The organism is Methylocystis sp. (assembly GCF_051062815.1).
In the GTDB taxonomy this organism is placed as follows: domain Bacteria; phylum Pseudomonadota; class Alphaproteobacteria; order Rhizobiales; family Beijerinckiaceae; genus Methylocystis.
The window spans coordinates 409,334-423,260 of record NZ_JBPFDU010000078.1 but is presented as its reverse complement, the minus strand read 5'-3'; the positions used below and the strand labels follow the sequence as shown (position 1 = coordinate 423,260).

At 63.3% G+C, this 13,927-nt stretch carries 15 protein-coding genes; 1 reads left to right on the top strand and 14 read right to left on the bottom strand.

Features of this window, described 5'->3' with window-relative positions; translation table 11 throughout:
- Positions 1–11: 11 nt before the first annotated feature.
- Both metG and ACR65W_RS16590 read right to left on the bottom strand, forming a co-directional pair.
- Positions 12–1,574: a methionine--tRNA ligase gene (gene metG / locus ACR65W_RS16595; RefSeq protein ID WP_434500280.1), complete on the bottom strand. Its 1,563-nt coding sequence runs from the start codon at positions 1,572–1,574 to the stop codon at positions 12–14.
- Between the two features lie 46 nt (positions 1,575–1,620).
- Positions 1,621–2,109: a DNA-deoxyinosine glycosylase gene (locus ACR65W_RS16590; RefSeq protein WP_434500281.1), complete on the bottom strand. Its 489-nt coding sequence runs from the start codon at positions 2,107–2,109 to the stop codon at positions 1,621–1,623.
- 88 nt (positions 2,110–2,197) lie between these two features.
- On the opposite strand from ACR65W_RS16590, the gene ACR65W_RS16585 reads away from it, so the two are divergent.
- On the top strand, positions 2,198–2,440 hold the full coding sequence (locus ACR65W_RS16585; protein ID WP_196399889.1) for a hypothetical protein: 243 nt from the start codon (positions 2,198–2,200) through the stop codon (positions 2,438–2,440).
- A 14-nt stretch (positions 2,441–2,454) separates the two neighbouring features.
- On the opposite strand, the gene ACR65W_RS16580 is transcribed toward ACR65W_RS16585, so the two are convergent.
- The 12 genes from ACR65W_RS16580 to ACR65W_RS16525 form a co-directional block, all read right to left on the bottom strand.
- Positions 2,455–3,228, bottom strand: a complete 774-nt coding sequence (locus ACR65W_RS16580) for an SDR family oxidoreductase (protein ID WP_434500282.1) — start codon at positions 3,226–3,228, stop codon at positions 2,455–2,457.
- 28 nt (positions 3,229–3,256) lie between these two features.
- The gene (gene gyrA, locus ACR65W_RS16575; protein ID WP_434500283.1) at positions 3,257–5,986 is read right to left on the bottom strand and encodes a DNA gyrase subunit A; all 2,730 of its coding nucleotides are present in this window, start codon (positions 5,984–5,986) and stop codon (positions 3,257–3,259) included.
- A 114-nt stretch (positions 5,987–6,100) separates the two neighbouring features.
- Positions 6,101–6,478 carry a TfoX/Sxy family protein gene (locus tag ACR65W_RS16570; RefSeq protein WP_434500284.1) on the bottom strand — a complete coding sequence of 126 codons (378 nt, stop codon included), beginning with the start codon at positions 6,476–6,478 and terminating at the stop codon, positions 6,101–6,103.
- Positions 6,479–6,494: 16 nt separating this feature from the next.
- A complete protein-coding gene (locus tag ACR65W_RS16565; protein ID WP_434500323.1) occupies positions 6,495–6,878 on the bottom strand; it encodes a HesB/IscA family protein in 384 nt (127 codons plus the stop codon).
- A gap of 37 nt (positions 6,879–6,915) precedes the next feature.
- Positions 6,916–7,293, bottom strand: coding sequence for an SUF system Fe-S cluster assembly protein (locus ACR65W_RS16560; RefSeq protein ID WP_434500285.1), 378 nt, complete (start codon positions 7,291–7,293; stop codon positions 6,916–6,918).
- 16 nt (positions 7,294–7,309) lie between these two features.
- Positions 7,310–8,554, bottom strand: a complete 1,245-nt coding sequence (locus ACR65W_RS16555; protein ID WP_434500286.1) for a cysteine desulfurase — start codon at positions 8,552–8,554, stop codon at positions 7,310–7,312.
- The gene (gene sufD, locus ACR65W_RS16550) at positions 8,551–9,843 is read right to left on the bottom strand and encodes a Fe-S cluster assembly protein SufD (protein WP_434500287.1); all 1,293 of its coding nucleotides are present in this window, start codon (positions 9,841–9,843) and stop codon (positions 8,551–8,553) included. The genes ACR65W_RS16555 and sufD overlap by 4 nt, the downstream gene beginning before the upstream one ends.
- Before the next feature lie 3 nt (positions 9,844–9,846).
- Positions 9,847–10,599, bottom strand: coding sequence for a Fe-S cluster assembly ATPase SufC (gene sufC, locus ACR65W_RS16545; protein WP_434500288.1), 753 nt, complete (start codon positions 10,597–10,599; stop codon positions 9,847–9,849).
- Entirely contained in the window at positions 10,599–10,883 is a 285-nt protein-coding gene (locus ACR65W_RS16540) for a type II toxin-antitoxin system RelE/ParE family toxin (protein WP_424373712.1), read from the bottom strand. The genes sufC and ACR65W_RS16540 overlap by 1 nt, the downstream gene beginning before the upstream one ends.
- A gap of 6 nt (positions 10,884–10,889) precedes the next feature.
- Positions 10,890–11,147 carry a ribbon-helix-helix domain-containing protein gene (locus ACR65W_RS16535; protein WP_196399899.1) on the bottom strand — a complete coding sequence of 86 codons (258 nt, stop codon included), beginning with the start codon at positions 11,145–11,147 and terminating at the stop codon, positions 10,890–10,892.
- On the bottom strand, positions 11,147–12,616 hold the full coding sequence (sufB, locus tag ACR65W_RS16530) for a Fe-S cluster assembly protein SufB (RefSeq protein WP_434500289.1): 1,470 nt from the start codon (positions 12,614–12,616) through the stop codon (positions 11,147–11,149). The genes ACR65W_RS16535 and sufB overlap by 1 nt, the downstream gene beginning before the upstream one ends.
- A 79-nt stretch (positions 12,617–12,695) precedes the next feature.
- Positions 12,696–13,865, bottom strand: coding sequence for a cysteine desulfurase family protein (locus tag ACR65W_RS16525; protein ID WP_434500290.1), 1,170 nt, complete (start codon positions 13,863–13,865; stop codon positions 12,696–12,698).
- Positions 13,866–13,927 lie beyond the last annotated feature (62 nt).

The following is a 13,927-nucleotide window of genomic DNA, read 5'->3' as shown; positions in this document are numbered from 1 at the left end:
CTGCACCGGGACTAACGCGCCTCCTCCTCCTCCAGAAACCTCGGAAACACCGGCGTCGGCGGCGGCAGCGGCGCGCCCTCCTGCAGGGCGTTCGCCGCGTCGGCGTGCGCGAAGTCCCGCTCGTCCGGACCGACGTCCAGGAGATCGAGAAGCTTGCCGGCGGATTCGGGCATAAACGGCTGCAGGGGAATCGCCAGCCGGCGCAACGTTTCGGCGGTGACGTAGAGAATCGTCTCCATCCGCGCAGGGTCGCTCTTCTTCTTCGCCCAGGGCTCTTCACCGGCGAAATAGCGATTGGCCTCGGCGACGATGCGGAAAATTTCCGCCAGCGCGTGGTGCGGCGCGTAATCCTCCATGGCGGCGCGGGCTTTCGCCAGGACGTCGGCCGCTTGCGCGAGAATGTCTTTGTCGGCGTCCGTAAGGGTATGTTTACGTGGTACGGCGCCCATACAATTCTTGGCGATCATCGACAGCGAGCGCTGCGCGAGATTGCCGAGGTCATTGGCGAGATCGGCGTTGATGCGGTTGACGATCGCCTCGTGCGAATAGTTGCCATCCTGGCCAAAAGGAATCTCGCGCAGAAAGAAATAGCGCAGCTGGTCGACGCCGTAACGCGCCGCGAGATCAATCGGATCGACGACATTGCCGACCGACTTCGACATCTTCTCGCCTTTGGAAAACAGGAAGCCGTGCACGACGACCTGCTTGGGCAAAGGCGCGCCTGCGGACATCAGGAACGCGGGCCAGTAGATGGCGTGAAAGCGGGTGATATCCTTGCCGATGACATGCGCGTCGGCCGGCCAGAAGCGCGCTTTATTTCCGCCTTCCGTAAGATATCCTGTAGCTGTTACGTAATTCGTAAGCGCATCGACCCAGACATACATCACATGCTTCGCGGCGGTGTGCGCGCTCGGCGGAATCTCAATGCCCCAGTCGAAGGTCGTGCGCGACACCGAAAGGTCCGTGAGTCCGCGCTTCACGAAGGCGACGATCTCGTTCTTATAGTGCTCGGGCGTGATGAAGCGCGGATACGCCGCGTAATGGGCGAGCAATTTCTCCGCATAGGCCGACAATTTGAAGAACCAGCTCTCCTCCTCCACCCACTCGACCGGCGTGCCGGTCGGCGCGAATTTCTTGCCGTCCCGCTCGGTGAGTTCATCCTCGTCGTAATAGGCCTCGTCGCGCACCGAATACCAGCCGGCGTATTTGGAGAGATAGAGGTCGCCGTTCGCCTCCATACGCCGCCACATTTCGAGCACGGTCTCTTTGTGGCGCGCCTGCGTCGTGCGCACGATGTCGTCGGCGCGGGCGTTCAGCGCCTCGCCCATCCGGGCGAATTGCGCGGCGGTGCGGTCGGCGAGCGCCCACGGCGTCAGCCCTTCCTTCTCGGCCGTGCGCTGCATCTTCTGCCCGTGCTCGTCCATGCCGGTGACAAACAGCACGTCATAGCCGTCAAGCCTCTTCCATCGGGCGAAGGCGTCGGTGGCGATGCGCTCATAGGCGTGGCCGATATGCGGCGCTCCATTGGCATAGGGAATGGCCGTCGAGATCATGTAAGGAGGACGTTCAGGCATGGCTCGGGTCTAGCGCGGTTTGGGGGCGCGGGGAAGCGCCCGAAAGTTATTCGAGAAATGGGGCGAGTGCGGATCGCCATTTTTCCTGCTTTTGGGCGAATGTCAGCGTAGCATGCGCGGGACTCGTCGAGGGCAGTCGGCGTGAAGCAATCGCCGCAGCCCGAACTGACAGCCTGGGCAGAACCAGCCGTTGATAGAGGCTGGCCGCTGTAGCGCCATTGAAGCAAATCAGCGCGATATCTGGATGCATCTCGAAAAAGCGCTCAAAATCATTGGCTCGCACAGTCGAGCGTTCGATCCGTTGGTCGAGGCTGCCAGGCCGATGCGCGCTTGCGCAGACGTCCCAGAGGGCGACGCCGCGCGCATTCAGGCTCTGCAGACGATCGACGTAACAAGCGCCCGCATCGAAGCCAAACAGGCTGCCCATCAGCGTCCAAAACGCGTTGCGCGGCTGCGCGTAATACTGCTGGCGCTCGAGAGAACGCTGGCCGGGAAGTGAACCAAGAATCAAGAGCTTTGCGTCGCGTGTCGCCACAGGCGGGAAGCCGACTGAAGAGGTCTTCGTGATCTGCGACTCCCCTTCCCGCCTCCGATGCGCTAAATTGATCGCTCGGAGCATGAGTATGAGCGTAACCAAAAGCGCGCCGAGGGATCTTGCGCGGCGCTTCGCCGAGAAGCGGAGCGGTCACACAAATGGCTGGCGGCGCGAGACCTTCTCGCTGGAGCGCCTCGAGGCGCGCGCGAAGGCGCGCGAGCTGTTTGAGCGTTTCCCCAAGGCCGCCTATATGACCGAGATCGAGTTCTGGCGCGAGCTGGAGGATGGGCGGATCGAGTTCACGATGCGCCGCCTTCCGAGCGCAGATTAGCGCCAGGCCCTGGCCTATTCGGGACCGACGTCCGGCGTGCGCCAGCCCAGATGCTGGCCGCTGTCGACGGCGATCATCTGCCCCGTCACGCTTTTCGCCCGGCTGAGGTAAACGACGGCGTCGACGACGCCGGAGACGTCGGCGGCCCGCTGCAGCGGCACGCCGCGCGCTTCCATCTCGAACTCCCGCTCGCCGAGCGCGGCATTTGCAAATACCGGCCCCGGCCCGACGGCGTTGACGCGAATGCGCGGCGCATAGGCCTGCGCCATGGTGCGCGTCGCCGCCCACAGCGCCGATTTTGACAGCGTGTAGGAGAAGTAGCGCGGCGTGAGACGCCAAACGCGTTGATCCAGGATATTGATGATGGCGCCATCGTCGCTTGCCGGCAGCGCCGCCGCGAAGTCGCGCGACAGCAGCAGCGGCGCGCGCAGATTGACCTGCATCTGCCGTTCATAGAGCTCGAGCGAAAAGTCCTGCGCCGCGTCGACTTCAAAAATCGAGGCGTTGTTGACGAGGAGCCGCAGCGGTCCGAAGGCCTCGCTGGCCTGCTCAATGAGGCGCTGCGTCGACTCCGCGTCGGCAAGATCGGCGATCGCCGTCGCCGCGCGCCCGCCGCGTCGCCGGATCGCGTGCGCTGCAAGCTCCGCCTCCTCGAACGAACGCGGAGAGGCGTGCAGCACGAGGGGCCTCCCCCCGCGCGCAAAGCGCTCGGCGATGGCGAGGCCGATGCGACGCGGCGCGCCAGTGACCAGCACGGGGCCGTCTGCGTCGTCGCCGCCCTCGCTCATGCGCCTACCCTATCGTTGAGCGCCTAGATTAGGCTTCGGGGTCCTCGCCTTCGCCGACGTCGCCGATATGCTCGACGGAAACGACGCGCTCGTCTTCGGCCGTGTCGAAGACAATGACGCCCTGAGCGCCGCGCCCGGCGATGCGGATGCCGTCGACGGAGCAGCGGATCAGCTGGCCGCCGTCCGTCACCAGCATGATTTCGTCGCCATGGCCGACGGGGAAGGAGGCGACGAGCTTGCCGTTTCTGGCGTTCACCGCCATCGCGACGATGCCTTTGCCGCCGCGACCAGTCGTACGATATTCGTAAGAGCTCGTACGCTTTCCGTAACCGTTCTCGGACACGGTCAGAATAATCTGCTCGGCCGCCTGCATCTCGTAAAAGCGGGTATCCGACAGCTCCACGGCGATCGCCGCCTCTTCCGTCTCAGTCCCCGCCTCGGGCGACACATCTTCGCCCATGCGCCGGCGCAGCGCGTTGGCGCGTTTCAGATAGGCGGCCCGTTCCTCGCCGGCGGCGTCGAAATGATTGAGGATGGACAGCGAGATCACCCGATCGTCGCGCCCCAGCGCCACGCCGCGCACGCCCATCGAGGTGCGGCCCTGGAAGACGCGGACCTCCGGCACGGCAAAGCGGATGCATTGGCCGTCGCGTGTGGTCAGCAGCACGTCGTCGCGCTCGGTCGCGGTCGCGACATCGACAATGGCTTCGCCGTCGTCGAGCTTCATGGCGATAAGTCCGTTGCGGCGCACGTCGACGAAATCGGAAAGTTTGTTGCGCCTTACGGTGCCGCTTGTCGTCGCGAAGATAACGTCGAGCGTCGCCCAGCTGTCTTCGTCTTCAGGCAGCGGCATGATCGAGGTGATGCGCTCGTTTTGTTCGAGCGGCAGCAGATTGACGAGCGCCTTGCCGCGCGCCTGCGGCGCCGAAAGCGGCAATCTCCATACTTTTTCTTTATAGGCCTTGCCGAGCGAGGAAAAGAACAGCACCGGCGTATGCGTATTGGCGACGAACAGACGATGGACGAAATCCTCCTCCTTCGTCTGCATGCCGGAACGGCCTTTGCCGCCGCGCCTTTGCGCGCGATAGGTCGAGAGCGGCACACGTTTGATATAGCCGGCGTGCGAGACGGTGACGACCATGTCTTCGCGCGCGATCAGGTCCTCGTCCTCAACCTCGCCGTCGGCCTCAAGGATTTGCGTACGGCGCGGCGTGGCGTGGGCTTCCTTCACCGCCAGGAGTTCGTCTTTGACGATGCCGAACAGGCGTTCGCGCGAGCGCAGAATGTCGAGGTAGTCGGCGATCTCGACGGCGAGCTTGTTCAGGGCTTCGGAGATTTCCTCGCGTCCGAGCGCCGTGAGCCGTTGCAGACGCAATTCGAGGATGGCGCGCGCCTGCGCCTCCGAAAGCCGGATGGCGCCGTCATCGCTGAGTCTGTGGCGCGGGTCGGCGATCAGCTCAACGAGCGGCGCCATGTCCTTGGCCGGCCAGTCACGCGCCATGAGCGCCTCGCGCGCCGCGGTGGCGTCGGGCGACGTGCGGATGAGGCGGATGACCTCGTCGATATTCGCCACCGCGATGGCGAGGCCGACCTGCAGATGGGCGTTGTCGCGCGCCTTGTTGAGTCGGAATTTGGTGCGGCGGGTGACGACCGTCTCGCGGAAATCGACGAAGGCGCGCAGCACGTCATGAAGCGTCATCAGCTCCGGGCGGCCGCCGTTCAACGCGATCATATTGACGGGAAAGCTTGTCTGCAGCGTCGTATGACGCCAAAGCTGGTTGAGCACGACGTCGGCGACAGCGTCGCGCTTCAGTTCGACGACGATGCGCATACCGTCGCGATCGGACTCATCGCGCAGATCGGCGACGCCCTCGATCTTCTTTTCCCGCACCAGATCGGCGATGCGCTCGATCAGCGTCGCCTTGTTCACCTGATAGGGAATTTCGGTGAAGATGATCGCCTCGCGATCCTTGCGCAGAGTTTCGATCTCTGACTTGGCGCGCATGATGATCGAGCCGCGGCCGGTCGCGAAGGCGTTGCGAATGCCGCCACGCCCGAGGATGCTGGCCGCGGTCGGAAAGTCCGGTCCCGGCACGATGTCCATCAGCTCGGCGATGGTGATGTCGGGCCGATCGATCATGGCGATGCAGGCGTCGATGACCTCGCCGAGATTATGCGGCGGAATGTTCGTCGCCATGCCGACGGCGATGCCGCCAGCGCCGTTGACCAGCAGATTGGGGAAACGCGCCGGCAGAACCGACGGCTCGTGCTCCTTGCCGTCGTAATTGGCCTGGAAGTCGACGGTGCCTTCGTCAAGATCTTCGAGCAGCGCGAGCGCTGGCTTTGCGAGTCGGGACTCGGTGTAGCGCATCGCCGCCGGCGGATCGTTGTCGACCGATCCAAAATTGCCCTGCCCGTCGATGAGCGGCAGCCGCATCGAAAAGGGCTGCGCCATGCGCACAAGCGCGTCGTAGATCGCCGCGTCGCCGTGCGGATGGTATTTACCCATCACGTCGCCGACGATGCGCGCCGACTTCACATATGACTTATCGGGCGTATGGCCGTTCTCGTGCATGGAGAACAGAATGCGCCGATGCACGGGCTTCAGGCCGTCACGCACGTCCGGCAGCGCGCGCGACACGATCACGCTCATCGCGTAATCGAGATAGCTGCGCTTCATCTCGTCGGCGATCGAAACCGGCCTTATGTCGGAGCCGGGCTTGTCGGAATCGTTTTTCTTGGAGTCGTCGTCGGCCAAGTGAGCGCCAGTTCAAGGATAGCGTCGAGTTCACATGTCTATAGGCGATTCGAGCGGGCGACGCCAGCACGAGCGCCTTAAGAAGATCAATGAATTTCAAATGCTTATTGGCTGCTAGCAGTCTTTTTCAGCGGAATGTGACGCCTTGCGCCTCCCCGCGGCCGGAATCTGCCGTTTTGGGCCTGCCCGGAGCGCGGCTTCAATCGCAAACTTGGCCCACTGAACCAGTTCGTCGTCGTCCTCGAACGCCTGGTCGGGGAGGCTCCAATAGGAGATCGTGATCTGTCGGTCCTTGCCCTGGTAGACGAAAGGCCGGGAGCCCGCCTCTTGAAATCGCGCGGCGCTATGCCGATCGGCCTTCAGGTAGATTTCGCCGCCGGCTTCGATGGCGAAGAAGAGGCCATCGGCGTAAACGCCGTGACCGCCGAACATGCGCTTGACCGACACAGCGGCAAATGGCGCGAAAAGCTCCTCGATACACGCACGATCCATGGCGGCCTCGACGCGATCAGGAACTCCCAATCTGCGACGCGGCGCCGACCTTTTCCGGGTCGGCCGGCTTCAACTCGACGCTCTCGCCGCAGCCGCAGGCCGACGTCTGATTGGGGTTTTCAAACACGAAGGTCGAGGCGAACTGCGTCGTTTTCACATCCATCGTCGTGCCGAGCAGGTAGAGCACCGCCGCGGCGTCGACGATCACGCGACCGCCCTCGATGTCGATGACCTCGTCGCCCCGCTTCGGCTCGGCGATCTCCATCTTGTAGGACATGCCGGCGCAGCCGCCCTTCTCCACGGAGACGCGCAGCCCCTTCCCGTCCGCGCCGGTCGCAAGCAGGCTGCGGACCCGCTCCGCCGCAGCGGGGCTGACGTTCATCACGCTCATCTTCTGCATGGAAGTCATCGCAAATCGTTCCCCTAGGCGTGTCCGCTCACCACATGTCGAGCGCGACGCGCGCTTCGTCCGACATGCGGCTTTGATCCCAAGGCGGATCGAACACCATGTTCACCTTCACCTCGCTGACGCCAGGCACAGCGCTCACCGCATTTTTGACCCAGATCGGCATTTCGCCGGCGACCGGGCAGCCCGGCGCTGTCAGCGTCATGTCGATCTCCACGAAGCCTTCCTCCGCGATGTCGACCCGGTAAATGAGGCCAAGCTCATAAATGTCGGCGGGAATTTCTGGATCATAGACGGTCTTGAGCGCCTTAACGATGTCGTTCGTCAGCCGTTCATTTTCAATGGCCCGAGACGTCTGGTCCGGCGTCGCGGAGCGTTGGGCTTCGCTCGTATTGGGAGCATCGTTCATGAACACGAAATTCTCCTCAGGCGAAAAGAGAGCGGGCCTTTTCGAGCGCTTCCGCCAGCCGGTCGATCTCCTCGCGCGTGTTGTAGAGCGCGAAGGATGCGCGACAGGTGGAGGTGACGCCCAAACGCGAAAGAAGCGGCATGGCGCAATGCGTTCCGGCGCGCACCGCTATGCCGGACCGATCGATCACCGTGGCGATGTCGTGCGCATGCGCCGCCGCCATGTCGAAGGAAAGGATCGGCCCCTTATCCGGCGCCCGCCCATAAATTCTCAGCCCCTCGATCTGCGACAGTCTTTGGTGCGCGTAAGCGGTCAGCCCTGCTTCATACTCGCGGATCGCGTCCCGACCGATGCGCTCCATATAGTCGAGCGCCGCGCCGAGCCCGACCGCCTGGGCGATGGGCGGCGTGCCCGCTTCGAAACGGTGCGGCGGGGCGTTATAGGTGACGCCCTCGAGCGTCACCGTTTCGATCATCTCGCCGCCGCCGCAGAAAGGCGGCAACGTCTCCAGCCATTTACGCTTGCCGTAGAGGGCGCCGATGCCGGTCGGGGCATAAAGTTTGTGGCCGGTCACCACATAAAAGTCGACGTCGAGCGCACGAACGTCGACATCGAGATGCACAGCGCCTTGCGAGCCGTCGACGACCAGCGGCACGCCATGCGCGTGGGCGATGCGCGCGACCTCGGCGATCGGGGTCGGCGCGCCGAGAACATTCGACATATGCGTGAGCGCCACGATCTTGGTGCGCTTGGTGAACAGCTTCTCGAACGCTTCAAGCTCAAAGCAGCCGTCGTTATCGACCTCCAGCCATTTCAACACGGCGCCCTTGCGCTCGCGCAGAAAATGCCAGGGAACGATGTTGGAGTGGTGCTCCATCATCGAGAGAATAATCTCGTCGCCTTCGTGGATATGCGCTTCGCCAAAGGAAGCCGCGACGAGATTCAAGGCTTCGGTAGCGCCGCGAGTGAATATGATCTCGTCCGTCGATTCGGCGTTGAGGAAGCGGCGCAGCGTCTCGCGCGCGCCCTCATAGCCTTCGGTTGCGGCATTGGCGAGATAATGCAGTCCGCGATGCACATTGGCGTATTCATGCTCGTAGAACTGCGTCAGCCGATCGATCACGGCGCGCGGCTTTTGCGCGGAGGCGGCGTTGTCGAGATAGGCAAGCGGCTTCCCATAGGGACGCTCGGAAAGAATCGGGAAATCCGCCCGAACCGCTTCGATGTCATAAGCCGTCTGAATGCGCGTAATCTCGTTCATCGGCTGATCCTTCTAGAAAGCCACACGCTGACGCGATCGCTGAGAAACGCCTTCAACTGCTCATCCTCGATTGTGTCCATCGCCTCATTGGCGAAACCCTCGATGAGCAAGGCTTCGGCCTCGCGGCGCGGCAGTCCGCGCGCGGTGAGATAGAACAACTGATCCTTGTCGAGCCTGCCGCAGGTCGCGCCATGGCCGCATTGCACGTCGTCGGCGAAGATTTCGAGCTCCGGCTTGTTGTTCATCGCCGCCTGCTCGGAGAGCAGAAGCGCCTTCGACTGCATGACGCCGTCCGTCTTCTGCGCGCCCGGGCGGACGATGACCTTGCCCTGAAATACGCCGACGCTCTGGTCATCGAGGATATTACGAAAAACTTCCCGGCTTTCGCCGCATGGCTTTGCGTGATCGATGATGAGGGTCGTGTCGGCGTGCAAGCGGCCGCGTCCCAATGTCGCGCCGTTAAAGACCGCTCTCGCTCCCTCGCCGTCGAGGCGCGCGAAGATCTGCCTTCGATTCAACCCTTCGCCCTCGATCAGCGCGAAGGAATTGATCAGGGCGCCCGCGTCGAGATGCGCGAGCAGCGACGTGACGCGGATCGCCTGATCGACGCCGCCCGAAAAATGGGTGATGAGGTCGAGGCGTGCGCCCGGCGCCAAACGAACCACGAGGGCGCTATTGTCCTGCGCCGGCGCCGACGAAAGCGCTCCAAGAGTTTCGATCACTGTCGCTCGAGCGCCTGCGCCAAGCATGACGAGCGCGCGCGTATAGGTCGACTGCGCGGCTTCCGCGGACGCCAATGTCGCGAGTTCGATCGCGCGGTCGATCGCGGCGCCCGGCGCGATCTCTATGACGACGCCGTCCTGCATCAGCGCCGCATTGAGCGCCAGGATTGGGTCCTGCGCGCCAATATCGGCGCTGGCGAGCGCTGACATGACATGCGGCTCTCCCTGCCCCAGCGCATCACGCAGCGATTGGACGACGACGCCATCGGGAAGCCGCGCGATATCCGAGAGATCTGGCCGGAAAACGCCATCGAGCGTGACGAGACGCAGAGAATCATGCGCGCGCGGCAACGACAATGCGGCGCGAGACGCGGTGGCGAGCGGCGCCGGCCGGCCCATCGCCGTTTTGAGGTCCGTGTAGTGCCACGCCTCGACGCGCCGGTTCGGCACGCCAGACTCGGAGAATGACGCCCAGCCGGCCGCGCGCAGACGCGGCGCGCCCTTGTCGCGCATCTCTTCGTAAAAGGAGGAAAGCGTCGCTTCCGCTTCGCTCGCCAGCTTGATCATCGCTTATGCCGCCTCTTGCGCGATGTAATCCTGATAGCCGCGCTCTTCGAGCTCCAGAGCAAGTTCCGGACCGCCCGACCGCATGATGCGTCCCTGCGCCATCACATGCACCGAATCTGGCCTGATGTATTCGAGCAGGCGCTGATAATGGGTAATGACGATGAAGGCGCGCTCGGGCGAGCGCAGCGCGTTGACGCCGTCCGCCACGACGCGCAGCGCGTCGATGTCGAGCCCCGAATCGGTCTCATCAAGGATCGCAAGACGCGGCTGCAGAAGCGCCATCTGCAGGATTTCCATCCGTTTCTTCTCGCCGCCCGAAAAACCGGCGTTGAGCGGCCGGCGCAGCATGTCCTGCGCGATGCCGAGCGACGCCGCGGCCTCCTTGACGCGCTTCATGAGCTCCGGCGTCTGCAATTCCGGCTCGCCGCGGGCGCGGCGCTGCGCGTTGAGCGCCGCCTTCAAAAAAGTCATCGTCGCGACGCCGGGAATTTCGACGGGATATTGAAAGGCGAGAAAGACGCCCTTGGCGGCCCGCTCCGCGGGGTCGAGGTCGAGAATGTTCTCTCCGTTGAGCCGCACGTCGCCCGTCGTCGCCTCATAGCCTTCGCGGCCGGCGATGACGTAGGAGAGCGTCGATTTGCCCGTCCCGTTCGGCCCCATGATCGCCGCGACTTCGCCGGCCTTGACGCTGAGCGTAAGGCCCTTGAGAATTTCGCGTTCGCCGACGGCGACGTGGAGGTCTTTGATTTCGAGCATCAATTCAGTCCCTCGAGCCGTCGCCTCATATGCACATAGCGAACCACTTCCACACGGTCCTCGAGCAACTGGTACAGGATTAGATAGGCGCCGCTTATCGCGCTTCTCACGCCTTTCCCGATGTCCGGTCGCTCTCGTCCGATTTGCGGATGTAAGCCCAACAATCTCGTTTTCCTTTCCAGCGCATCCAACGTCCGATCCGCCGCGGTCTCATTCTCTTTAGCAATATAAGACCAGATCTCGATTAGATCCTCTTCAGCGCGCGCCGTTCGAACGATGCGCATGGAGAATTAGCTCTGTGAATGACGACGGCGCGCCTCGGCTTTGATTTCATCGATCGCGCCGAAGCGCCCGGAGCCGCTTTCGACTCCTTCGCGCCATAGTCTTCGTAATTCATCCACGCTCATCCGCTCGACAAGGCGTTCGGCGCGCCACTGCGCAACTGCGGCGCGAATGGCGTCATTCTCGGACTCGAACTCGCCGGAATCGACCGCAGCAGCAAGCTCGGACTCCAATTCCTCTGGAAGAGAAATGTGTAACGTGCGCATCACCCCACGCTTCCTTCGAGCGAAATCGAGATCAGCTTCTGCGCCTCGACCGCGAACTCCATCGGCAACTGCTGCAGCACGTCGCGCACGAAGCCATTGACGATCAGCGCCGTCGCCTCTTCCGCCGAAAGCCCGCGCTGCATGGCGTAGAACAGCTGGTCCTCGGAAATCTTCGACGTGGTCGCTTCATGCTCGAACTGCGCGCTCGGATTCTTCGACTCGATATAGGGAACCGTATGCGCCCCGCAGTTGGGCCCGATCAGCAGGCTGTCGCACTGCGTGAAATTGCGCGCGCCATCGGCCTTACGATGCGCGGAAACCTGGCCGCGATAGGTGTTTTGCGAACGTCCGGCGGAAATGCCCTTGGAGATGATGCGGCTTTTGGTGTTCTTGCCGAGATGCAGCATCTTGGTGCCGCTGTCGACCTGCTGATAGCCGTTCGACACCGCGATCGAATAGAACTCGCCCTGCGCGCCATCGCCACGCAGGATGCATGACGGATATTTCCAGGTGATCGCCGAGCCCGTCTCGACCTGCGTCCAGGAGATATGCGAATTGCGCCCGCGGCAATCGCCGCGCTTGGTGACGAAATTGTAAATTCCGCCCCTGCCCTCGCTGTCGCCGGGATACCAGTTCTGCACCGTCGAATATTTGATTTCGGCGTCGTCGAGCGCGACGAGTTCCACGACCGCCGCATGAAGCTGGTTTTCGTCGCGCTTGGGCGCCGTGCAGCCTTCGAGGTAGCTCACATAGGAGCCTTCGTCGGCGATGATCAGCGTGCGCTCGAACTGTCCCGTATTCTGCTCATTGATCCGGAAGTAGGTCGAAAGCTCCATCGGGCAGCGCACGCCCTTCGGCACATAGACGAAGGAGCCGTCGGAGAAGACCGCGCTGTTCAGCGTCGCGTAGAAATTGTCGCTTACCGGCACGACAGAGCCGAGATATTTGCGCACCAGCTCCGGGTGCGTGTGCACCGCCTCGGAAATCGGGCAGAAGATCACGCCGGCTTTGGCCAGTTCCGCCTTGAAGGTCGTCGCCACCGACACGCTGTCGAAAACCGCGTCGACGGCGACGCGGCGGGTCTCTACTCCGGCGAGAATCTCTTGCTCGCGCAGCGGAATGCCAAGCTTCTCGTATGTGCGCAGCAGCTCGGGATCGACCTCGTCGAGCGACTTCGGGCCCGGCGTGGATTTTGGGGCCGAGTAATAATAGAGGTCCTGGAAGTCGATGCGGGGATAGTGAACACGCGCCCAGCGCGGCTCAGGCATCGTCAGCCAGCGCCGGTAGGCCTCCAGGCGCCAGTCGGTGAGCCACTGCGGCTCGTTCTTTTTGGCCGAGATGAAACGAACGATGTCTTCATTCAGGCCCTTGGGGGCCTTTTCCGATTCGATATCGGTCGAAAACCCGTACTTATAGGCGTCGACGTCGATGGACTCGACGCGCGCAACGGTCTCCTGACGAGCCGCCATCTGTCTTTCTCCTCGTCACGACGGGTTCAAGGCCCGCCGGCCGATCGTTCCGCCTCAGCCTAGCACCTTTTGGCGTCGACTAGGCGGCGGAATGCCGGGACCTCATGCGATCCACGACACGTGCAAGAACCTTTCCAAACTCTTCTACATCCTCTTGCGTCGAAGACCAACCGAAACTGGCCCTCAGCGCCTCCCTTTCAGCCGCGCCCATCGCCGCAAGCACGTGTGATTCCGTCATTTTGCCTGATGAGCAGGCTGAGCCTGCTGAAAGCGCGACATTCTCAAGGTCAAGCGCCATCAGCATTATGCGTGGGGCGAGGCCAGGGATTGAGAAAGCGCTGGCGTTTGGCGCGCGCGGCGCCCTTGATCCGTAGAATCGGGCGTCGGGCGCGACTTTCAAGACTTGCCGCTCCAGCGCGTCGCGCAAATCAGCGAGTCTAGACGCCTCTCCCGCCAGATCCGCGGTCGCCGCCGTCAGCGCCGCTGCAAAGCCGGCGATTCCGGGAACATTCTCGGTGCCCGCGCGGCGTCCGAACTCCTGGCCGCCGCCGCGCAGCACCGGTGCCTCCAGATGCAGGCTCTCGTCACGAAAGGCGAGCGCGCCGACGCCCATGGGGCCGCCGAGCTTATGTGAGGAAAAGAACATTACATCCGCGCCGGTCGTCGCGAATGTCGTCTTCAGCCGGCCGACGGATTGCACGGCGTCGCAGACAAGGACGCCGTTCGCCGCATGGATCAACGCCGCCGCCTCGGCGACCGGCTGGATGACGCCGGTTTCATTGTTGACGGCCTGCAGCGCGAGCATCACGCGGCCGCCGGAGCGCCGCGCCAGCGCCTCTTCCAGCGCAGCGAGGGAGATGACGCCTTCGCAGGTCAGCGGAAGGGTTTCAACTGCGTCGGGTGGAAAGCGATGGCCCTGCAAGACGCAGTGGTGTTCGCCGGCGCCGATCAGCAGTGCCTCTATTGGCGCTTCGTCGCCCTCCCGGCGAAGCGCCGGTGTAAGCGCGAGATTTGCCGCCTCGGTCGCGCCACTGGTGAAGACGACGCCCCGGCGCTCCGCGCCAATCGCTTGCGCGATCGCGGCGCGCGCGTCTTCGAGCAGCGCCTTGGCCGCCCTGCCCTCGGCATGGACGGAGGAAGGATTGCCGAGCGTCTCCACCGCGTCGAGCATCGCCGCGCGCGCCTGCGGGCGCAGCGGCGATGTCGCGTTGTGGTCGAGATAGACGCGTGCGGACATGCGTGCGGACATGGGCCTCGGTTTCGGTTGCCGCCATTCTAGCAGAGCGCGGCGACGCAGGCGCGTTCTCGTAT

Bases quoted from the DNA above. Each gene is read 5' to 3' on its own strand.
- sufB (WP_434500289.1), bottom strand. From the start codon at position 12,616: ATGGCGGCTCGTCAGGAGACCGTTGCGCGCGTCGAGTCCATCGACGTC.
- sufD (WP_434500287.1), bottom strand. From the start codon at position 9,843: ATGATCAAGCTGGCGAGCGAAGCGGAAGCGACGCTTTCCTCCTTTTAC.
- ACR65W_RS16560 (WP_434500285.1), bottom strand. From the start codon at position 7,293: ATGAACGATGCTCCCAATACGAGCGAAGCCCAACGCTCCGCGACGCCG.
- ACR65W_RS16570 (WP_434500284.1), bottom strand. From the start codon at position 6,478: ATGGATCGTGCGTGTATCGAGGAGCTTTTCGCGCCATTTGCCGCTGTG.
- sufC (WP_434500288.1), bottom strand. From the start codon at position 10,599: ATGCTCGAAATCAAAGACCTCCACGTCGCCGTCGGCGAACGCGAAATT.
- ACR65W_RS16540 (WP_424373712.1), bottom strand. From the start codon at position 10,883: ATGCGCATCGTTCGAACGGCGCGCGCTGAAGAGGATCTAATCGAGATC.
- metG (WP_434500280.1), bottom strand. From the start codon at position 1,574: ATGCCTGAACGTCCTCCTTACATGATCTCGACGGCCATTCCCTATGCC.
- ACR65W_RS16585 (WP_196399889.1), top strand. From the start codon at position 2,198: ATGAGCGTAACCAAAAGCGCGCCGAGGGATCTTGCGCGGCGCTTCGCC.
- ACR65W_RS16525 (WP_434500290.1), bottom strand. From the start codon at position 13,865: ATGTCCGCACGCATGTCCGCACGCGTCTATCTCGACCACAACGCGACA.
- ACR65W_RS16555 (WP_434500286.1), bottom strand. From the start codon at position 8,554: ATGAACGAGATTACGCGCATTCAGACGGCTTATGACATCGAAGCGGTT.
- ACR65W_RS16565 (WP_434500323.1), bottom strand. From the start codon at position 6,878: ATGCAGAAGATGAGCGTGATGAACGTCAGCCCCGCTGCGGCGGAGCGG.
- ACR65W_RS16535 (WP_196399899.1), bottom strand. From the start codon at position 11,147: ATGCGCACGTTACACATTTCTCTTCCAGAGGAATTGGAGTCCGAGCTT.
- ACR65W_RS16580 (WP_434500282.1), bottom strand. From the start codon at position 3,228: ATGAGCGAGGGCGGCGACGACGCAGACGGCCCCGTGCTGGTCACTGGC.